This window comes from Collinsella sp. CLA-ER-H11 (genome assembly GCF_040092445.1).
GTDB lineage: Bacteria > Actinomycetota > Coriobacteriia > Coriobacteriales > Coriobacteriaceae > Collinsella.
The window spans coordinates 154,345-174,441 of the sequence record NZ_JBBNLN010000001.1 but is presented as its reverse complement, the minus strand read 5'-3'; the positions used below and the strand labels follow the sequence as shown (position 1 = coordinate 174,441).

The 20,097-nt window shown below is 59.2% G+C and carries 16 protein-coding genes; 8 read left to right on the top strand and 8 right to left on the bottom strand.

Annotation, left to right across the window (positions count from 1 at the left end):
- Window positions 1-9: 9 nt before the first annotated feature.
- The 5 genes from AAAX35_RS00740 to AAAX35_RS00720 form a co-directional block, all read right to left on the bottom strand.
- Entirely contained in the window at window positions 10-1,908 is a 1,899-nt protein-coding gene (locus AAAX35_RS00740; RefSeq protein ID WP_349116414.1) for a Stp1/IreP family PP2C-type Ser/Thr phosphatase, read from the bottom strand.
- Window positions 1,905-2,321 (bottom strand): FHA domain-containing protein, encoded by a 417-nt coding sequence (locus AAAX35_RS00735; RefSeq protein ID WP_006235180.1) that lies wholly within the window; start codon window positions 2,319-2,321, stop codon window positions 1,905-1,907. Before AAAX35_RS00735 ends, AAAX35_RS00740 begins: the two co-directional genes overlap by 4 nt.
- A gap of 6 nt (window positions 2,322-2,327) precedes the next feature.
- Window positions 2,328-3,341, bottom strand: coding sequence for an FhaA domain-containing protein (locus AAAX35_RS00730; protein WP_035136732.1), 1,014 nt, complete (start codon window positions 3,339-3,341; stop codon window positions 2,328-2,330).
- Window positions 3,338-5,191: a serine/threonine-protein kinase gene (locus tag AAAX35_RS00725; protein WP_349116413.1), complete on the bottom strand. Its 1,854-nt coding sequence runs from the start codon at window positions 5,189-5,191 to the stop codon at window positions 3,338-3,340. Before AAAX35_RS00725 ends, AAAX35_RS00730 begins: the two co-directional genes overlap by 4 nt.
- Before the next feature lie 144 nt (window positions 5,192-5,335).
- Window positions 5,336-6,052 (bottom strand): hypothetical protein, encoded by a 717-nt coding sequence (locus AAAX35_RS00720; RefSeq protein ID WP_349116412.1) that lies wholly within the window; start codon window positions 6,050-6,052, stop codon window positions 5,336-5,338.
- Window positions 6,053-6,167: 115 nt separating this feature from the next.
- Here AAAX35_RS00720 and dnaX point away from each other — a divergent pair, with 115 nt between their 5' ends.
- Complete coding sequence (dnaX, locus tag AAAX35_RS00715; protein WP_349116411.1) at window positions 6,168-8,648, top strand: DNA polymerase III subunit gamma/tau; 2,481 nt, start codon at window positions 6,168-6,170, stop codon at window positions 8,646-8,648.
- A gap of 21 nt (window positions 8,649-8,669) precedes the next feature.
- On the opposite strand, the gene AAAX35_RS00710 is transcribed toward dnaX, so the two are convergent.
- Entirely contained in the window at window positions 8,670-9,143 is a 474-nt protein-coding gene (locus AAAX35_RS00710) for a hypothetical protein (RefSeq protein WP_349116410.1), read from the bottom strand.
- Between the two features lie 341 nt (window positions 9,144-9,484).
- Between AAAX35_RS00710 and AAAX35_RS00705 the strand changes: the two genes are divergently transcribed.
- The 7 genes from AAAX35_RS00705 to AAAX35_RS00675 all read left to right on the top strand — a co-directional run bounded on the left by AAAX35_RS00705 (window position 9,485) and on the right by AAAX35_RS00675 (window position 17,267).
- On the top strand, window positions 9,485-9,805 hold the full coding sequence (locus tag AAAX35_RS00705) for a YbaB/EbfC family nucleoid-associated protein (RefSeq protein WP_006235174.1): 321 nt from the start codon (window positions 9,485-9,487) through the stop codon (window positions 9,803-9,805).
- A gap of 13 nt (window positions 9,806-9,818) precedes the next feature.
- Window positions 9,819-10,415, top strand: a complete 597-nt coding sequence (gene recR / locus AAAX35_RS00700; protein WP_349116409.1) for a recombination mediator RecR — start codon at window positions 9,819-9,821, stop codon at window positions 10,413-10,415.
- Window positions 10,416-10,660: 245 nt separating this feature from the next.
- Window positions 10,661-10,819 carry a hypothetical protein gene (locus AAAX35_RS00695; protein WP_349116408.1) on the top strand — a complete coding sequence of 53 codons (159 nt, stop codon included), beginning with the start codon at window positions 10,661-10,663 and terminating at the stop codon, window positions 10,817-10,819.
- Between the two features lie 48 nt (window positions 10,820-10,867).
- Window positions 10,868-11,566 (top strand): hypothetical protein, encoded by a 699-nt coding sequence (locus AAAX35_RS00690; RefSeq protein ID WP_349116407.1) that lies wholly within the window; start codon window positions 10,868-10,870, stop codon window positions 11,564-11,566.
- On the top strand, window positions 11,563-13,407 hold the full coding sequence (locus AAAX35_RS00685) for a hypothetical protein (RefSeq protein ID WP_349116406.1): 1,845 nt from the start codon (window positions 11,563-11,565) through the stop codon (window positions 13,405-13,407). The genes AAAX35_RS00690 and AAAX35_RS00685 overlap by 4 nt, the downstream gene beginning before the upstream one ends.
- 3 nt (window positions 13,408-13,410) lie before the next feature.
- Window positions 13,411-14,349 (top strand): FHA domain-containing protein, encoded by a 939-nt coding sequence (locus AAAX35_RS00680; protein WP_349116405.1) that lies wholly within the window; start codon window positions 13,411-13,413, stop codon window positions 14,347-14,349.
- Window positions 14,350-15,638: 1,289 nt separating this feature from the next.
- Entirely contained in the window at window positions 15,639-17,267 is a 1,629-nt protein-coding gene (locus tag AAAX35_RS00675) for an ABC transporter ATP-binding protein (RefSeq protein ID WP_117564924.1), read from the top strand.
- Window positions 17,268-18,363: 1,096 nt separating this feature from the next.
- Here the strand turns inward: AAAX35_RS00675 and AAAX35_RS00670 are convergent.
- Both AAAX35_RS00670 and AAAX35_RS00665 read right to left on the bottom strand, forming a co-directional pair.
- Entirely contained in the window at window positions 18,364-18,567 is a 204-nt protein-coding gene (locus tag AAAX35_RS00670; protein WP_124785779.1) for a hypothetical protein, read from the bottom strand.
- A gap of 169 nt (window positions 18,568-18,736) precedes the next feature.
- Window positions 18,737-20,095, bottom strand: coding sequence for an SPASM domain-containing protein (locus AAAX35_RS00665; protein WP_349116404.1), 1,359 nt, complete (start codon window positions 20,093-20,095; stop codon window positions 18,737-18,739).
- Between the last annotated feature and the right edge of the window lie 2 nt (window positions 20,096-20,097).

Below are 20,097 nucleotides of genomic sequence, written 5' to 3'. Positions count from 1 at the left end.
ACTCCCTTTCTAATTCTTATCGGAGGCTTCGGCCTCGGCTGACTGTTCGGCGGTTTTCTCGGAATCTGACTCGGAGGTGGATTCCTGATTGGTGTTGTCGCGAATCGCTTGCGCGTCAATCACCTGACGGGTCTGCTCCTCGTCAATCTGATGGCGGTACTTGGAAATGGTGTCCTGCGCATCGTCGACACTCGTTTGCGGAATGCCTGCCTTCAGGCGGTTTTGCGTGTCTTCGGGCAGGTCGGACAGCTTGATGCTGGTTTCGCTTTCGAGCCAGTGGAGCTCGACCCCGAGCGTCTTGCCGGGCAGGCCGCGCCAGACGGCGACATTGCCGTGGTAGGTTCCCAAGTAATAGGAGCCGGTGACGCCCGTGTATGCCCAGATGCCTGCTATCAGCACAAAGACAAGGGCCAAGACGGTGGCGATGGTGACATTGCGGCGTCGGACGCGTTTTGCCTCGCGCATGACGCCGTCGTCGACCAGGTCGACGACCACCACGGTCACATTGTCGTGGCCGCCGGCGGCGAGCGCCGCGTCCACCAAGTTGTCGACACAGATCTGTGCGCTCGAGGACTGCGTAGCGATGTTCTCGATATCGCTATCGGGAATCATGCTCGAAAGACCGTCGGAGCACAGAATCAGGCGGTCGCCTTCCTCGATGTGCAGGGTAAAGTGGTCGGCATACATAGCGGGATCCGAGCCCAGCGCGCGGGTGATGACCGAGCGGTTGGGGTGGACGCGGGCCTCGTCGGCCGTAATCTCGCCGGCATCCACGAGCTCCTCCACGTAGGAATGGTCGCGGGTCACGCGGATGAGCGTACCCTCGTGGAGCAGGTAGGCGCGCGAGTCGCCCACGTGGGCGATGGCGAGCGTGTCGTTTTCGATGTAGGCGCAGGTGGCCGTGCATCCCATGCCGGGTTTGCCCAGGCCGTTGAGGGCGGCCTCGATCACGGCGGCGTTGGCGGCCTCGACGGCTGCGGCCAGGCGCGCGGCGTCGGCGGACTGCGGCGCCGTCTTGGCGATGGTTTCGACGGCGATGGAGGATGCCACCTCGCCGGCGGCGTGTCCTCCCATGCCGTCGCACACGCAAAAGAGCGGCGACTGCACCAGATAGGAGTCCTCATTGTGCGGGCGCACACATCCGACGTCGGAGCGGGCGCCCCACATAAGCTGTGTGGTGGTGCCGGCGTCGTAGGTCGAGTCGGTCTCGATGCGCTCGTCGGTCAGCGGCTCGAAGCTCATGGTCGAGCCGGGATCTTTGAGCTTTGCCTCCACGGCCGCGACATCGATTTCGGCGGTGTCGCCGGGGGAGACGGTGTCGGCATCGTTGCCCGACTCGGCGTCGGAGACGTCCGGAAGGTTGAGATCTTCGGTTATGCGGTCGGCGGGATCGCCGTCCTGCTGCGGCTCGACAGCCGTCGGCTCGGGCGTCGCAAAGTGCGACGGCGCGGGCGTACTCTGGGGTTGAGCGGAGGGCTCGGGAGCTGCGGCGGGCGCGGCAACGGGCTGCTCGACTTCGGCAGGCGTTGCGGATGCGGGTGCCGCCTCGCTTGCCGGGGCGACGGGGAATACCGGCGCGGCAAGCTCGGAGGCTGCAAACACGGCAGCGCTCTCGTTAATCGCCTCGGCGACGGGCTCGGCAAAGTGAGCCGGTGCGGGCGTTGCCTCCGGTTCCGCGGGCTGCTCGGCAGCGTGCGCGCCGATGGGGGCGTCGAGCTGCTCGGTGCTGGCGTCCTCGTCATCGACGAGTGCCGGATATTCTTGAGTTACATGCGAAAGAGGCAGGGAGAACACCGTGTCCTCGGGCTCCACGGTCGCAGGGCGCGCTGGAGCGGCATGAGCCGGCGCAGCTGCGGGGACAGTTGGCGTCTCGGTCATAGTTGCGGACTTGTTCTCCTCGTCGATCATCGACGGTTCACCTTCATGACCACGTCGCCAATCTGGACTTCGTCGCCCTCACGCAGCGTCGCGGGCTCCACGAGCTGGCGGCCGTTGACGAGCGTGCCGTTAAGCGAGTTGAGGTCCTCGATGATGAGCGCCGGGCCCTGCAGCGAAAAGCGCGCATGCGAGGCCGAGACGAACGGTTCGTTGATGCAGATGTCCGAAGATGGCGAGCGACCGACGATGACGGGGCCGAGCATGTCTACGTGGATGCCGCGGATACCGCGCGGACCCTTGTCCACATCAATCGTCCAGATAGCCGAGTCGCGGCGCTGCCCGCGCACAAGTCCCACGCCGGTCTTCATGACGGCGAACAGGAAGATATAGAGCAGGGCGACCAAGACGATGCGGCCTGCAAAAAGGACGATATCGATGTTCATAAGCGACTATCCCCTAAATTCAAAGGTACTCAGGCCAAACGTCAGCAGATCGCCGTTGCGCAGTGGGCAGCGCGTAATGCGGCGGTTGTTGACGAGCGTGCCGTTGGTGGAATTGAGGTCCTCGATCGACCAATCCGAGCCCGTAAAGGTGAGCTGGGCGTGGCGGCGCGACACGTTGGGGTCGCGCAGGGCAATGTCGGAAACTGAGCGCTCGCGACCGATGGTCACCTGTGCGGAGGTGATGCTATGGCTCTCGCCGCTCACGACGTCGACGAGCTGGGCGAGCGGGCGCTGCGGGGCGCGAGTGCTCGCCATGTTGGAGGCGATGCCGGCTGCGGCGCCTAGGCCCACGGCGGCACCGGTCGCGGCGGCTCCGCCCATGCCGGCAAGCGCGTCGCGCGAGACGGTCTGCGGCACCGGGATGGGTGCTGCGGCGGGGTCGGGGACGCTAGGCGCGAAGGGGTCTGCCACGGCAAGCGGGTCGGGAGCGGCGGCGCGAGGCGTCGGCTGTTGCTGGGGCATGGCGGCGGGGCGCTGCTGCTGCGGGGCAGCAAACTGCTGCTGGCCGGCGCGCGGGGCGCTGGCGGCACGGCTTGCCGCGGAGTTGTTCTGGCCCAGGCCGTTTTGATAGGCGCGCTCTTCTTCGTACAGGCGGCCGAGCGTGGGGGCATCGACGTTCTCGGCAAAGACCGAGAACTTGCCGGCGCGCAGCTGCGGATCGATCATAAAGCGCACGAGGGGCTCGCCGACAAAGACATAGCGGCGCTTTTCGGCCTGCGCCTTCACAAACTCGCGGACCTCGCGCGAAAGCTCGGGGTAGAACGGGGCGAGCATGGGATCGTCGTCGGCGGCGATAAGGATGGTATAGAGTGCCGGCGCCGTGTTGACGCCGTTAATCACCAGAGTCTGATCCTCCATGTCGCGAGCGGCCTGCTTAGCAAGCTTCTTAAAGGAGAACGGGGCACGGGTGGCACCGAAGATGCCGGCCACGTGGTCCTCGAAGATGTTCAGGAAGTTCACGAAAGATCACTCTCCGTATAGGTTCTTTGGTATCCGAGCAAATATAGGCATATCCCAACGATTATAGAGGATAGGGTTCCCGCAACCGCCGCCTTGGCGACGACCGCGGCTGCAAGGCTGGCAATTTCCATATGGTGTGCAAGACAGGACGCCGCTGCGCAGCCGATGCCGGTGACAGCGATGGCGGCGATTGCGGCAAGGTTTGAGCCCTGATCGGCACGCTTGGCATGGGCATTGAGCAGCGCAGATGACGCCGCGGCAGTTGCCGCGACCAGCACAAAGGCAGCCCAAAGGAGCGGGTCTCCCAGCGCTGCGGCAACGTTACCGAGCCCCAGCACGCCTCCGGCTGAAAGCGCGACTGTCGCCAGGCGGGCAAAAAGCGTGCCCATGCCCGTTGCCGCGGCGGCGCTTGCCGGGCCGAGCCAAAATGACGCGACGCCGGCGGCGACCCCAGCTGCCAGGAAGGTATTGCCGGTCAGACAGCCAAGCGCGAGTGCACAGGTGAGTGCGGCGCTCGCGGCAGCCTCGGTGCGACCCCAGGCAATCCACCAACCGGACATGGCAGCGGCAAAGATCACCGCGACGGGCAACATCGACAGGATGCCCTGCGCCTGCATGGTGGCGTTGGCCATGAGCACCAAAAAGCCCACAGCCGAGATGGCCGAGCCGATCTGGGGGGCCAGGCCGGCCGCCGCTCCGATTGCGATAGCCGCAATGACCAGGCCGGGAAGCGCCGCGACCCCGGCCGTTTGCATCAGCAAAAAGCTAAAGGTGCCGCACGCTAGCGTCGAGATAGCGCGCATGGTGTAGTCGCGCGCATGGCTCCAGCGCGTGCCCGCCCAGCCGAGTGCGGGGTCGATCTCGATGGCGTCGTCCTCGTAGTGCGACGGCTCGATATCGTCGAGCTCCTGCTCGTCATCCGAAAGCTCGCCAACCATTTGCTCCAGGCTGCGACGGCCCTCGCGTACGCTGCCCAGACCGGCAAGGAGCTGGTCGCAAAATGCCTCGATGCTGTTGGGGCGGTCCTGCGGCATGGGGGAGAGCGCGCTCATGAGCGCGGCCTCGGCTCCCGGGGGAAAGTGTGGTATCAGCTCGCTGGGATAGGTGGCGCCGCCGATGATGCGGTCGAGCGAGTCGGCGGGCGTGGCCGCCATAAAGGGAGCGCTGCCGCACAGGCCCTCGTAGATCACACAGGCGAGGGCAAAGACATCGGCGCGCTCGTCGACCGTGCCGGTCTCGATATCGAGCTGCTCGGGCGGCATGTAGCCGATGGTGCCGCCGCGCGAGCCGCCAAAGCCACCGGCGGACGACAGCCGCGCCATGCCAAAGTCGGTGAGCTTTACATTGCCCGAGTGGTCGATGAGCACGTTGGCGGGCTTAATGTCCAGGTGGAGTACGCCATTACTATGGGCGAAGGTGAGCGCCTGGCCCAGGGCATCGGCAATAGCCGCGGCCTCGTCAAAGGTAAGTGAGTGGCCGTCCACGCGGTGCAAAAACTCGGCCAGCGACATGCCATCGACATATTCCATAACCAGGTAGGCATAGGCTGTGTCGTGCGTAAAGTCGATGACCTGCACGATATTGGGATGTTGAAGCATGGCGGCGGTGTGCGCCTCGCGCAGGACATCCATGATGTCGCTGGCGGGCATGCCGGCACCGTTGATAAGGGGGATACGCTTAATGGCGACGCGGCGGCGCAGGTGCGTGTCGCGGCAGATCTCGATGGAGCCAAAACCGCCGGTCGCAAGTGTCTCGAGCGGCTGGTACCGCTTGAGCAGCTCGCGAGAGCTGGTGCCCTCCAAAGGAACGTCCGGCGAGAACCGGGCGGTATGTTGCGAGAAAAGCGGCATGGCCAACCCTCGTGCGTTTAAAGTTCGTTTGCGAGCGGCGGGCGCGGAGCCGAGCCGTTCGCGGTGGCATAGATGCTGCTAGTGTAGCACGCTCGGGCGGATGGCGAGGATAACGGGATGCGAGGCTGCCTGTCTGGCTTGCCCTTAGCGCTTCTTCTTGTTCTTCTTCTGCTTGCGCTGCTTGCCCTTGGTCTCCTGGGGCTTGTCGCCCTGTTTGGCCTCGGCGGCGGCCTTCTCGGCCTTCATTTTCTTCTTCTTGGTCTCGATGCGGAGTTTTTTGTTGATACGGGCCTTGAGGAAGGAGCCAAACTGTTCGGCATCGCCACGGACGAAGGTGTCCTTGGGGATCGTCACGCCCTGGTCGGCGAACATGGCCACAAAGATGCGCTCGCCGTCGAGTACGTGGTCGAGCTTGTCAAACGGGAAGAACTGCGACTTGCCGCTCTTGCCCCAAACCATCAGGCCGTCCTCGTTGGCGGCGACGCGGCGATAGCGGCCACCCATGGACTCGTCGGCCTCGACGGCGTCGATAAAGTCGCGGGCGAGGGTGTGGTGCAGGTTTTTGCTCCACCAGGCCAAAAAGGCGCCGAACACGATCAACACGACGCCAAACTTGATCCAGTTGCCGCCGGCCACCAGCATGCCGATGCCGATGAGCGCGGCAATTGCCGCGGCGACATACAGCGAGCCGCGACGCCTGGGCGAGGCGACCAGGCGGGCGAAGTCGGTGACCAGGTCGTTTTCATACTGGTACTCGTTGAGGTACAGGATGCCGTCGTCGGCTGCGGCCTGCTCCTCGAGTGCGACCTCGACCTGGTCGGCTGCTTCGGAGGGAACGAGGTTACTCTCTGCGTCTGCCATGCTCTTTGGACTCCTATCGCGGCGGGCTCGCCGTACGGGTTATTATGAATGCAGTATGCCGTGCGACCGCATGGCCGCCGCGGCAACAAGACTCAGTATACCCGGGGGAGCACCCATGGAATCGTTGTACCGAAAGTATCGCCCGCTCACCTTCGACTCCGTGGTGGGCCAGCAGCATATCGTCTCGACGCTCGAGCACGCCATCACCGAGGGGCGCCTGTCCCACGCCTACCTGTTCTGCGGACCGCGCGGCACGGGCAAGACCACCATGGCGCGCATTCTGGCCAAGGCGCTGCTGTGCCGCAATGCCGAGGCGGCGCGCGCCGAGGGTGCAAGCGGCTGCATGCCCGACGGTACTTGCGAGGAGTGCGAGCTCATCGCCGAGGGCAACCACCCGGATGTCTACGAGCTCGATGCCGCAAGCCGTACCGGCGTGGACAACGTGCGCGAGGAGATCATCAACTCCGTCAACTTTGCCCCGGTGCGCGGCAAGTACAAGATCTATATCATCGACGAGGTCCACATGCTCACGACGGCGGCGTTCAACGCGCTGCTCAAGACTCTTGAGGAGCCGCCGGCACACGTGATCTTTGTGCTGTGCACCACCGACCCGCAAAAGATTCTGGAGACCATCCTCTCGCGCTGCCAGCGTTTCGATTTCCATCGCATCGGCAACGAGGATATCGAGCGCCGCCTGGCATACGTGTGCGAGCAGGAGGGCTTCGATTACGACGACGAGGCGCTCGCTATCGTGGCGCGCCATGCCAAGGGCGGCATGCGCGACGCGCTGTCCACGCTGGAGCAGCTGAGCGTCTTTGGCAACGGTTCTGTGCATGCGGACGACGCCCGCTCGCTTTTAGGCGAGGTTTCGGACCAGATTCTGGGCGAGTTTTCCCGCGCCATCGCCGATCGCGATGTTGCCGAGCTCTATGGACTGATTCGCGCGCAGGTCGAGGAAGGTAACGATCTGCTGGAACTGACGCGCGACCTGGTGGCGCACGTGCGCGACGTGTATGTTGCCTGCGTTGCCGGTGCCCGTGCCGAGTTGTTTGAGTGCGGCTCCGAGCAGGCCGAGGCGCTTGCTGCCGAGGCCGCTGCCTTTGGCGAGCATCCTGCCGACCGCCTGGCTCGTGTGCTGACAGTGCTCGACGATGCCGCACTGGAGATGAGGGGCGCGAGCGACGTGCGCCTGGTGCTCGAGATTGCCTGCACGCGTCTGGCTCGTCCCGAGGCTGATTTAACGATTGAGGCATTGGCCGAGCGCGTGGCACGCCTGGAGGCCATGGTTGCCAACGGCGCCGTGCCGGCGAGCGTGGCTGCTGCTCAGGCCGCCGCGCCTGCAGCATCCGTACCCGCTGCTGCCCAACAGCCGACGCTCATTTCGGGCGCCCGTGCTGCCGCTCCGGCGGCATCCACTGCCCCCGCTGCTACGTCCGCGCGCCAGGTCGGTATGCCTTGGGACCGTGGTGCTGCTGTTCCGGCTGCCCAGCCTGCGCCCCGTTCTGCGTCCGTGTCAGCTTCCAAGCCTGCAGCGCCTGCACCTCAGCCTGCGCCGACTCCGACGTCTCAGCCCGTTGCGGCCCCCGCGCCTGCCACCGCTCCGGCACCTAAGCCCCAGTCCAACAATGCCGCCCAGGTTGCCGCCGCCGGTGCTGCCGAGACGCCCGCGGTCGAGGATGCCGGAGAGCTGCAGCGCAAATGGGCCGAGGTCGTCGAGCGTGTCAAGGCGCGTCAGGCTTCCTACGCAGGGCTTTTGCTCAACGCCCGCGCCACGGCCGACGACGGCTCCAAGCTCACCGTCTCGTTCCCCGCGGGTTCGACCTTTGCCATCAAGATGCTCGGCCGCGCTGACACGCAATCGGTGGTCCTGCCGACGGTCTGCGCGGTCTTCGGTCGTCGTACCGTCGACTATGTCCTGGATGGGGGTGGCACGCCGGCTCCTCAACATGAGGAGCATTCTCCATCTGCACGGGCTGCGGCATCTGCGGACCCGCAACCCGTGTCCTCGGCGGCCCCTGTATCCTCGAGCGCCAGCGCGCCGCAGCAGCAAGCGGCGCCGGTAGCGGCATCGACCCCGTTGGCGCCTAAGCCTGCAGCGCCCAAACCGGCTGCTCCGACACCCGCGCTCAAGCCCGTCTCGCCCGCGCCCAAGTCGTCTGACCTGGGCAAAGCCCCCTGGCTACGCTCCGACAACCCCGCCGGCGCTCCTGCCACGGGTAAGCTCCCGACTGAGCCCGCGCCCCGAGCGCCCGAGCGCGCGTCCGCTCCCAAGGCTCAGCCTGTCGTGCCGTGGGAATCCGAGCAGGTGCCCTACGACGACGCTATGGTCGGCGGCTTCGCCGGCGATGCGAGCGGGGACGATCTGCCTCCGTTCGACGTGCCGGGTGCGGCGTCCGCGCCCAAGTCCGCTGCGGCGGCACCCGCGGCCCCTACAAGCGACGACGTCCCCGCGACTCCCTGGGAGTCCAACCCCGGTGCGGGCAGCCCCTTCGGCCATCAGGGTGCAGCCCCGAGCATCCCGCAGACCGAGGACGAGGCCAAAGCCCTCATCCGCAGCGTCTTCGGCCAGTCCACCATCTTCAAACCGGTGGAGTAGCTGCGCAGGCGGGTATACTGCTCAAGAAGAGGTCTCTTTGTCCGGGCGCATCTGTATTTCGGACATGTGCAACGTGGTGCCGCGTATATCGCATTCGAGCAGACAAGTGCGTGACGGTCGGCCTAGGATGCTGAGGTCGATACGATACGTCGCATGGCTGTCCGTGTATTCGACTTGCTCGGCGTTGAGGGTTGCTCCGATTGTCAAGAAAGAGCCTAGTTCGGCATCGACAATCTTGGAGTCCTTTATCTTGACCTTGAACTCTTGGTAGAGGGACGGGCTGTTGTAGTAAATGGTTCGAGTTCCGTCGGTGCACTTATCGGTCGCTTCCCATTTGACGACGGGCTGGTCCGAGCTGGCTATCAGTAGTTCTGCTCCAAAGGCTATAGCATGGGTGATGACAACCAGCAATGCCCAGCCGACAAAGAGATAGAGAACAAAATATGCAACGGGGTGTTTTGAGCGGATGTTTTGGAGCACGTCGGGGGCATTCATGGGGGCACCTCCAAATTGCTATCTATGGCAATCAAATTATACCCCGTCGTTATGAGCGCCGCCTCGAGTAGTGGCTCGGCATTTAGCCATTTAGTGGTACGCATTAAATGTCGGATTCCGGCTCTACAAGATTTAGCTTTCGATATTATGCAGATGCGAATTATTCAACTTTGCATAATCTTTGGGTGCGGCTTGCACTCCAGGACATGTATATCGACTGAGGTAGCGTGTCTGCCCTGCTCGCTGGCCTTGTGCCGTGGTACGATTTTTGAGTTTGAAAGTCCCGCCGCGCTCCGGCTGCCCTTGCAGCTTGGCGTGCGGCCGCACGTAAAGGAGCCATTATGGCCGGTATGAACATGCAGCAGATGATGAAGCAGGCTCGCAAGATGCAGGAGCAGCTTGCCGCCGCGCAGGAGAACCTCAAGTCCCAGACCGTCGACGCCTCTGCCGGCGGCGGTATGGTCAAGGTGACCGTTAACGGCGAGATGGAGCTCGTCAACCTCACCATCGATCCCGATGCCCTCGATCCCGAGGACGTCGATATGCTGCAGGACATGATCATGGCTGCTGTCAACGAGGCCGTCCGCGGCGTCAACGAGCTCGCCAACAAGCAGATGGGCGCCATCACCGGCGGCCTCAACATCCCGGGCATGCCGTTCTAAGACACGCATATATATGAGTGCGAATCACAGTCTGCAAAAACTGCTCGATGAACTGGGCCGTCTGCCGGGCATTGGTCCCAAGTCGGCCCAGCGCATCGCCTATTACCTGCTCGAGGCCGATGCCGAGGAGGCCCGCCGCCTGGCCGAGGCCATCCTGGAGGTTAAGCAGGAGGTCCACTTTTGCAGCCGTTGCTTTAACTACGCCACGGCCGACGAGTGCTCCATCTGCCAGGACCCGATGCGCGATACCACTCGCATTTGCGTGGTGGGCGAGCCGCGCGACGTTCAGGCAATCGAGCGCACGGGCAGCTACCATGGCCTCTACCATGTGCTGGGCGGCGTGATCAGCCCCATGGACAAGATCGGTCCCGAGCAGCTGCGTATCCGCGAGCTGCTGGCGCGCCTGGGCCACGAGGACATCCATGAGGTCATTATCGCCACCAACCCCAACATTGAGGGCGAGACTACGGCGAGCTACCTTGCTCGCACCATCAAGCCATTGGGCGTTGAGGTGTCGCGTCTTGCGAGCGGCCTTCCCGTGGGCGGCGACTTGGAGTATGCCGACGAGCTTACGCTTGGCCGCGCTATCGAGGCCCGCCGCGCGATCTAGGCGGCGAGCCTGCTCCTGCCGTATGTTTTCCTCGCGACGCACGGGGTAGCCATAATTTCCCCGTGCGACTGTGAGTTTGTTGTGCAACAAAGATGCTTCGTATCCGCTTATCGCATGGATGCTTCCGCTCGCATCCTTAATTTGCCCATTCGTTGCGCAACCTTTTGGGTTCGCTGATACACTCAAATATGGATTTGAATGAATGCGCCGCTCCCAAGCGGCGTGTTTTTGTTGGAGGAGAACGCATGCGGCCCGGTGGCACTCAGACAAAGCGCGGCGCCGCGGTGCGCATGCGACGCCGACTGGGCTTGGCGCCGCGGGCGTACGCACTGCTGTCTTGCTCGCTGGTGCTGGTCATAGCTGGCGTTTCTGCCTATGGCATGACCGTGCCGTCCATGATGTAGGCGCATACCGCACGCGAACCGCGCGTGGGGCATGAGGTCAAAAGTGATTTGGGTACCACGACTGGATATGCTTGGGCAAGTGTGGTCGCGCATATTGTGTTTGGCACCGACGATGCGGACGGCGCCGAGGCCCCGGACAACGAAGTCACGCTTGCCAATGGCAAAACCATCGTGCTCACCAACACCAAGATCATCGATCGGTTGTCCAACAATAGTGTGGCGGCAACGGTGAATAAGGTCGAGCAGCAGAAGGAGCAGGACGCCCAGCAGTCCGGAAAGCCCGGTAGCTCGGATACTTCTGGCTCCGGCTCGAATTCGTCGAGTTCGAGCGGCGGCTCTGGGTCGGGCTCCTCTACCGGAGGGTCTGGAAATGGCGGCTCGACGGGCGGCAACACTGACAACGATGCAAACTCCGGTGGCCTTTCCGCTGCTGAGGAAGAGAGCATTCACAGTTGGCTTGTGACCAAGTACAACATGCTCGACGGCTACGTTTCTCGTGCCAATGACGTGGTCTCGACCTATAACTCTACGGGAGATTCCAGGCCGTGCGACAGCCTGGTCGGGGAGATGTTTGTCATTCGAGCCGAGTTCGGTCGTCAGACATTCTCGCCCCGGTCAAAGTGGTATCAGCAGTATGCCAATCTGTGGGGCTGTTACACCAACCTATGTCAATGGGTCGGCCATTACGGCGATGATGACGCCGCACTCGGTAACTTCAACAATAACGTGGCGGCGCTTGCCCTATGATGACCGATCTTGCATCCACCACACCACAATCGCTCGGTCGCGATCCCATGGTCGGCCTGCGCCTGGCGCGTGTCGACGGGTTTGAGCCGGCCATTGCGCTCGGTCAGGACGAACTGCCTGCCTATCTGCGTCGTTTTACGATGCTGTTTGCCGACGATGCCACCATGCGCCGTGGCGGTATCGGCCGCGTGACGCGTGCTGTCAACGCCCAAGGCGAGGCCGTGGCACTCAAGCAGCTCATCTTGCCGACGCGCGATGAGTTTGATGACGATGCCGCTCACGAGGCGCTGGTCGCCAAGTTCAAGGCGGCGTTTCGCGAGGAATACGAATGCCATCGCGCCCTTTCGGGCCTTAAGGGCTTTCCCCGCCTCTATGGCTGGGGCGAGGTCGACGGTGTGCCTGCAATTGTCATGGAATGGGTCGAGGGCGAGACGCTTGCCCACTTGCGTTCGCGACTTGCCGTGGACGATGCCGGACGCCTGTCGCCGCTTGCGGCGGCGCGTCTGGGTCGCGACCTGTTCGATCTGCTCTGCCGTATGAGCCTGGTGGGCGAGCGCTTTGTCCATCGCGATATCTCGCCCGCTAATATTATGGTGCGTACGGCGCGTCTACCGCTTGACCGGCAGCTTGCCGAGGGCACCTTTGACCTGTGCCTGATCGACTTTGGCTCGTCGCTGGCGCTTGAGCCTGCGTCGGCCGTGGCCGGTACCGGCGGCAAGGCGTCGTTTACGGAGCGTTATGCCACGCTGCGTCGCGCGACGGTTGCCTATGCCCCGCCCGAGATGCTCACCGACGATATTCCCGACCTGCGCGCTTTGCGTATGTCGCCGGCGATTGACGTCTATGCCGCGGCAAGCACGGTTTACGAGCTCATTGCCGGCGTCGCGCCATACGAAGCCGCGCCGGGCACTTCGGGCACCTCGGGTTCGCGCAAAAAGACGCGCGACATCGCGAGCCCCTACCGTCTCAAGATGGACACGCGGCCCGACTATCCCATTGGTGCCCATGCGCCCGGTTGTGATTTGACTCAGCTGCTTCGTCGTGAGCCCGATGTGGCGCTCGCCGCGGCCGAGCAGGCCCAGCAGCTAGGGCTTGAGCCGGATTCCGAAGAGCTACGCGATGCGCTGACGTTTGTCGATGCCCAGCTGTTCGACGTGGTGATGGCCTGTCTGTCCAGCCATCAAAAAGATCGTCCCGAGCCGGCGGCGGTCGAGGCGGCGCTCTCGGCGTTTTGTGACCACTATGCGCAAAATGTCGGTCGTTCGCTCCGCGGCGAGCCGCTCACGCCGTGCCCCATGGATGCGTCTGGCCGCGCGGTTCGTCGCGCGCTGATGGTCGGCGCGACGGTCGTCTGTGGCGTGGTTTGGGCTGTGGTCGTGGTTTCGGCCGCGCTGCTGGCGTCGGGCGCTCGCGCGACGGCGACTTTGGGATCGCTCGTGTGGTCTGGGTCGCTACCGGGTATTATTGCCGCACTGGCGTTGGCGCTGCCAGGCATAGCCGGCGTTGCCACGGGGGCACTTGCGCGCAATCGGCGCTCGGGGTTCCTGCAGGGCGTGCTTGCGCTTTCTGCCTGCGAGGTTCCGGTGCTGGTTGTGGCTGCATGTAGCGTATTTTCCCAACGCGCCGTGATGGGCGGCCTTGTTGCCGCTCTGGTTGCAACCTATACGCTTACGTGGTTTTTGCTTGCGATGGGCTTTGCCTTTGAACTTCCCGTTTCGGCACCGCGACGCACAAAAGCCCAGATGGCGACTCCGCTTGCCGGTGGAGCCGCAGCTGCCCGTACTTTTGGCGGACCTGTTGAAGTATCGTCCGATTCTATTTCTACGACCAAGGAGGCCTAGGTCATGGCATCTCAAGTTGAGCTCACCCCATGCGGGGCCATGTTTGACATCTTTAAGCGCGCGGCGCATCTGAGCCATATCGAGCTGTGCGGCCTGGTGCTTTCGTCCCGTCCGCTCGCCGACGGCCGCAGCCCGCAGAGCCGAGCCGCCGATCGCTCTTGGGTTTCCCGCTTTATCGTTCGCGCGCCGGTCGGCACGCTTCAGCAGCGCTACTTTGCCGAATACGGTACCTCGGCTGCGCGTATTATGTCGCAACTGGCCCTGCGCCAGCGCAATCCCATGGACTCCACGGCTGTGATCAATATGGTGTGCGGTCCTGCAGGTGAACCGATGGTACGCGCGCTCGAAGAGTGCCACCAGGACACGAATCTCTATCGCAACGCGCTCGATCGCCTGTCCCAGGCGGCGGAACTCATGCCTGCCGAGCGCGCCGAGGCCGTGCTGGTGCTGTTTGTCGCCGTCGGCTGTTCGGCGGATGTGCGGTCCTCGGTGAACTATGCCATCGACTACGCGCACGCGACCTGTGGCGGAGGCACCTCCACGCCGCGTTCGCTTGGCATGTCGATGGCCGCGGGCGAACGCGAACCCGCCCCGACGCACCCCTTGGGCTTGCTGCGCGTACAAAACAGTTTTGTCGTGAGCGCCCCGCGCTGGATTCAGCCGAGTGAGCAGGGTGTTGAGATTGGCGCGCTGGCCACTGGTGAGGGCGATATTACCGACGTCGGCGACGATGTCTCGGCCCGCCATGCCCATATCTGGTGCGATGCTCAAAATATCTGGCACGTCGAGGACTTGTCGTCCACCAACGGAACCGTGGTGGTAAACGGGGCCACGCGCGTCTGCATTCAGGTCGAGCCCGGCCGTTCCGCCCAACTCAATCCCGGCGACGAGCTCAAGCTCGGCGAATCCACTACCTACGCCATTCTCTTCGGTGCTCTCTAGCCGGCAGATAGGGACGTTTCTTTTCTGCCGGCACTTGGGGACACTCCTCGGCGCGCCAGAGCCAGTCGCCCGGGGATGGAGGGGCCATTTTGGCCCTTGGCGGTCAGTCGGGGCGAAACTAGAAGAACTTTCCGATTCGCGGCTGTTCATGCTTGTAGAGCATCTAAAACAATAGGATGTTATTCTGGAATATGCCGGGTGCGTGAACTTGCCTGTCTTAGCCTTAATAAGGTATAGGGGAGTTTGGCTCAGGGGTTCCGTCTTGTTCTTCAGCGCAGTATTGTGGGACAGATTTGCTGAGATTGGCGCCTTACACCGCAGAGCGCACGGAAGGCTCTCGATTTGTGTTCTGGCCCCAGAATACAGGGCCTGATACTTACCAACTGTGGCATGGATGTAACATCTGTAGAAATCAACCCTTTTGTTGTCGACCTTTGTAAGAAAAACACTGCCATCAACTCTTTGGATGACGAAACTAGGGTGCTTGAGGGGAGCCTTTACTCCCCTCTGAGAGATGACTCATGTTTTTCGCTTGTCGTTGTGAATCCTCCGTTACTGCCGATTCCGGATGAGATTCCTTATCCCTTCGTTTGAGATGGAGGACAATCGGGTCTGGATAAAACACTTCGTATTCTTAAGGGTGGCGATACGCATTTAGAGAAAAACGGTAAATACTGCTAATAGGGGTGACGACGATGGTGCAGGGGCGACCCGCGATGCTCTCATCAATACGTCGGATACTTGGGAAATCAGGTCTAGATGCATGTATGATGATGCTGTGTGGCTATTCAATTAATCCGCGTTCCGAATGGGTGCAGGGTATAGCTGCGACATCGTATGCTTTTGACCCGGCGCGATACTCAGATATTTCTGAGGCGGTTGACGAAGTTTATACGCACTATGCCGCGCAAGGCGTTTCGGAAGTTTGCACATCTACGTTACGGGCTTAGGTTTCTTCAAGCGAGCAGGCCGGTTGCGTTATTTCGAGCGATTTTTCTAGTCTAGACGACAAAAGGCAAAGGATTTGATGGGTATAAAACGCGGACGTTTGTGGGCGGATGCTCAAATCTATTGTGGCAATCGGGCGGTTGAAAAAGATATTTCAACCGCCCGATTGCCAGGTTCGTCGGAGGAGATGTCCGATTCCGACTCTCTTGTAGGAAGAGCTTGAGATCGTATTGGCCCAAGGCAATCTTAAAGCAGTCTCATTGGCAAATCTTCGCTCCTGTTGTGTTGAGGTGTAAGGTATCAGTGATTGATGTTTTGTGGCGGGTAGATTGGGGCCTTCCTTGATTCGATGCGTTCTCTCGAGGTTCATCAGAGCAAAAGGGGCTTTCGTCTTCATTGCTATCACGGTGATTGGAACCGCTCTCTCCTATGCCATGCCATACGTGAACGGGAAATTCTTAGATTTTCTTCTCGGTAACCGCAGCGAAAGAGACGCCGTACTCTTCGCGCTCCTGGTTGCGTCAATAGGAGTTTTCTCCACCCTCTTTACTTATTTTGCAGGAACACTTTCCATTCGCATAACCACGAGACTTTCCTTTGATCTTCTCAGGGAGGCCGTCTTGCGTTTTGAAAGAGACGATTACTTGGTGAGTCGGACCATCGATCCAGCCTATACAACGCAACGGATTATTTCCGACTCCAGCGTGGTCTCATCCTTCGTTTTGGCGAATTTTATCAGTGCGCCGCTGTCCATTGTAGCCATTCCCATCGTATTGCTTATCATATGGTCAATTGATTCAACTCTCGCGGTGTTTTCCATCATTCTCCTCATCGTGTATTTCTGTGTAATTACTGGGTTGAGGAAACTTTTGTATAGGGTCACGTATGAGAAGAAAGAGGCGGACAGCGCCTTTTACGCCGCAATTGCATCGCAGCTTAATCAGATTCTCAACATTCAACTGACATCTTCGTACGGCAAGAGCGAACAAGCGCTCGACGCTGGGTTTAAGAGCTATTTTCCCAAAGTTTTGCGCTCCGGAAAGCTATCATATTCTCTGACATCGCTCGATGGTCTTTTCGCAGCGTTGTTTCAAGCGGTGATACTTGTTGTTTCCGGAGTACGAATCATTAACGGAACTATGTCAATAGGCGAGTACACTATCATCGGTACATACTTCGCGGTTCTCTTTAAGACTTTGAAAAGTATGATGTCATTGTTCAAATCCTATCAAGATGCCAAAGCATCATGGGATAGGACGGCTATCGCGACGAGAGAAAAGGAGAGATCGGGGTGGAATCGGACCGATTTAGCTAAACTCGATGAAATAAATGACATTTCGGTATCTGATTTGGAATTCTCGGTTGCCCTTCCAGACGGATCTGTCCGAGAGGTCCTCGGCGGGTTTTCTTTCAAGTTTTCCGGTCCTGGTACATATTGCATAGTTGGGGAAAACGGAAGAGGCAAGACGTCACTTCTTTACTTGATGCTCGGGCTATACTCATCGAAAGGCAAAGTAAAATACAACGGCGTGCCAATCGAAGAATGCGACTTGGATTACATACGTGCGAGAGAGATATCGTGCTGCCCACAGTCGTGCTTCGCGCCGGACGAAACGGTGAAAGAGCTGTTAGAGTATTTCGACACGCCCTTTTCTTCCTATCACCGGGGTGTAGATGGCCTACTTTCGCTGGAAAACAGCGTGAAGGAGTTGCTCGGGAAACGTTGCTCCGCGCTTTCGGGCGGTGAGCTGCGCCGAGTGTACTTATGGTCGGCGATTTCACGCAAGTCGTCAGTTTTGGTACTCGACGAGCCCACGACTGGGTTAGACGCTGTAAGCCGCGCCGAGCTTGCGGCCTATGTTAAGCGCAACAAGCAAAGCCAGCTGATCATCGTTGTCTCTCACGATGACGAGATGGTCGGCGCGGTAGAAGGGGTAGTGGATTTAGGCAGCATGTACCAGGGTAAATGATGACAAGTGTAGTGCTACCCAACTGGCAGAGATAACAAAAAGGCGATGCAGATGCACGTAGCATTCAGGCGGTTCGGACTCGGTGCCTTCACGCCATCGCAACGCTTTCAGATATAGTTCTCGTTCTCTTACTAAAGGAAACTTTAGTCTACGTCATCTTGTCGAGACAGAGGTGAAGCGAAGTGTTGTCGCGACGTATCTTATTCCAGGTGGCTCAGTATCAGCGTGAGAATCGCACCAAAGTGTACTTACGATTCTCGTGTCCCACGGACAACATGAGCTGAGCATTGAGGTTCCACCCTTTGCTGCAACTACACGGGGTTGGACGGCAATGAATATGCCGGGCCGCATACCACGCGCAGCGGGGGTCCATGTCCCAGTATGTTGCCTACAGCAGCCTCGATGTCCACGCACACATCATCTCTGCCTTCGCGTTCAATCCATTTGCCGGAGAGTGCGAGGGTTGCCAGGCCGTAGAATTCGAGCCGAACAAATGAAATGCGGTATCAGCGCATAGGATTAAACTGACGATTGCTTTGCACTGAGAATACGCTTGGAAAGCCGCTATGGGTGGCGGCCCGGGTTAAATAGAGAAGCCCGTCCGATCACTTTCATGTGGCGAACGGTCGGGCTTCTTATTCCACTTGCCAATGCTCGGCTCATATTGGAAGAAAGCTACGCTAATGTTTGCGTGACACTCCTATTTTCTCCGAAGAAAGAGTCGGATAATGAAGAATAGAATTAAAAAAGGTGCCAGATATAACGCAAGTATAAAGGCTAATCCAACGAGACCTTGCAATAATGGCATAACTCCTCCCAGACACGAGATTTTGGTATTTGTTCCCATCTTATTCTGAATTGGACCAAATAGTTCCTAGCCACAAAACTACTCGTCAACTGGATCGCACCAATCTGCTGGCAAAACACAGCTTGATTCTTTATCGACATAGCACCAATCCGCAACAGGGCACTCGGCGATGTCGTAAAAATTGCATATATCAACTCCAAGACAACAAGGCTCAACGGGAGGATGTTCATTTGAACCAACAGGATGGATATGCTTCATAACAGCTCCTCACCTTAATCCAATTAGAGACTACGTTTGATCAATGCCACAGTGATCTACAACGCAGATGCTGCCGCCATCCATGTCATAGTCGCAGTAATCGTATGCACCACAGCCATCTGCTTTATCATAAACAGTACAGATGTCAGTAATGCCCAAGAGGCAGTCAAAAGACATCGGCTTCACGCCTGCCTCGTCGCCACTTCCTGGATTAATCGGATGAATATGCTTCACGACTACCTCCCTTTGAGTGCAGAAAAACCTCAATATTGTGTATAACAAACCAAGATGTCTAGTTCACCATATTTCTAGAATGGTTTTGGCGAACGTAGCAATAAGCTTCGCAGACGGTAATCAGAAGAACGAACACCTCCACAATGGTGACAGCAATGCGCTGAACCGCTTATTCCGATACAGTAGCTTCTCGTTGATTTTTCTCCTGCGAAGATGATTGGCGGGAAATAAGGTCAAAAGCCATCTCGTAGCACATTTTTCTATATTCACATGATGCAGGGTGTAGACTCTTGGGCAAGTAGCCGTGCTCGTCTGCAGCCTCCCAGCTACAGCCCCCACCACAGAAAGACCGAGCCCAACAGTCCGTACAGTCAATTCTTTTTTCGACACCCTGACTCCAGTTTTCAATATACCTAGTTTCGTCAATTCCGGTGACGATGTTGCCCATTTTGAATCGCATCATCCCGACAAACCTGTGACAGGGGTATACGTCCCCTTCGGGAGTCACGGAAATAAAACGCCTGCCAGCCCCGCATCCGACAAAGGCGATCCTGTTACTCATAATCAAATCAACTGCAGTTTTCAATGTTCTAAACAAGGGCTTTTCCCCTTGATCAATCTGTTTGAGATATTGATCCGCCAAATCTATTAGGCCCGCCCTGATTTTGTTTAATGAGTGTTCGTCGAGTTTGATATTCTCATCGAATGAGCTCACGGGCGAGAAGTAAATCCTTCTGAAGCCCATCTCTTTAAACTGAAGATAGTCTTCAACAAGGTTACAGTTATTATTTGTTAAGGTCGCTCTTGCGCCGAAGGGGAACGACTCGGAAAAACGACGAACGTTTTTGTCGATATCGGAGAAAGAGCCGCCTCCCGTCTTGTACGGGCGCGATGCATCGTGCTTGCATCCTGTACCATCGAGACTAATCAGAACAGAAAACCCGTGCTCCTTGAAAGAATTCACAGCAGTGTCATTCAAAAGCGTTCCGTTGGTCGTAATAGAATAGGTAAAGTTTCTATTGGGGTATATTCTTTTTGAATAGTCGACCGTTTTCCATATCAGCGGCTCGTTAATCATGGGTTCCCCACCAAAAAAGACGATCGCAAGCGTTTCGTTTTCCGATGAACTTGCGACGAGGTAGTCGACCGCCTTGAAGGCCATCTCGTCTGTCATCAGCAGAGGAGACGTTCCATAATCTCCTTTACCGGCAAAACAGTAACTACAACCAAGGTTGCATGCATGTGAAACGTGGAGTTCGATGGATCTAAGTTTTCGAGGCGTGTCTTTTGTTAAGAAAGTCCGCTCAGACAATCGTTGATACTCATCAATGTCGTCTTCAAGTTCTGCTATGGTCGTTTGGTCGTAGCCTTTCGCAGCAAGTGACTTTGTTAGCAACTTCGAGTTGACCGTTCTTCCCGATGCTTCAAATATGCGAAGCGCATCTTCTGATGCTTGGTCAACCTGAAAGCAATTGCGAGTGACCTCATCGAAGCAGTAACGACGATCACTTACTGAGAAAAAATGCATAC

Coding starts and splice junctions, on each gene's coding strand:
- AAAX35_RS00710 (WP_349116410.1), bottom strand. CDS start 9,143: ATGAATGCCCCCGACGTGCTCCAAAACATCCGCTCAAAACACCCCGTT.
- AAAX35_RS00720 (WP_349116412.1), bottom strand. CDS start 6,052: ATGGCAGACGCAGAGAGTAACCTCGTTCCCTCCGAAGCAGCCGACCAG.
- recR (WP_349116409.1), top strand. CDS start 9,819: ATGAGTGCGAATCACAGTCTGCAAAAACTGCTCGATGAACTGGGCCGT.
- AAAX35_RS00695 (WP_349116408.1), top strand. CDS start 10,661: ATGCGGCCCGGTGGCACTCAGACAAAGCGCGGCGCCGCGGTGCGCATG.
- AAAX35_RS00740 (WP_349116414.1), bottom strand. CDS start 1,908: ATGATCGACGAGGAGAACAAGTCCGCAACTATGACCGAGACGCCAACT.
- AAAX35_RS00735 (WP_006235180.1), bottom strand. CDS start 2,321: ATGAACATCGATATCGTCCTTTTTGCAGGCCGCATCGTCTTGGTCGCC.
- AAAX35_RS00685 (WP_349116406.1), top strand. CDS start 11,563: ATGATGACCGATCTTGCATCCACCACACCACAATCGCTCGGTCGCGAT.
- AAAX35_RS00680 (WP_349116405.1), top strand. CDS start 13,411: ATGGCATCTCAAGTTGAGCTCACCCCATGCGGGGCCATGTTTGACATC.
- AAAX35_RS00705 (WP_006235174.1), top strand. CDS start 9,485: ATGGCCGGTATGAACATGCAGCAGATGATGAAGCAGGCTCGCAAGATG.
- dnaX (WP_349116411.1), top strand. CDS start 6,168: ATGGAATCGTTGTACCGAAAGTATCGCCCGCTCACCTTCGACTCCGTG.
- AAAX35_RS00665 (WP_349116404.1), bottom strand. CDS start 20,095: ATGCATTTTTTCTCAGTAAGTGATCGTCGTTACTGCTTCGATGAGGTC.
- AAAX35_RS00725 (WP_349116413.1), bottom strand. CDS start 5,191: ATGCCGCTTTTCTCGCAACATACCGCCCGGTTCTCGCCGGACGTTCCT.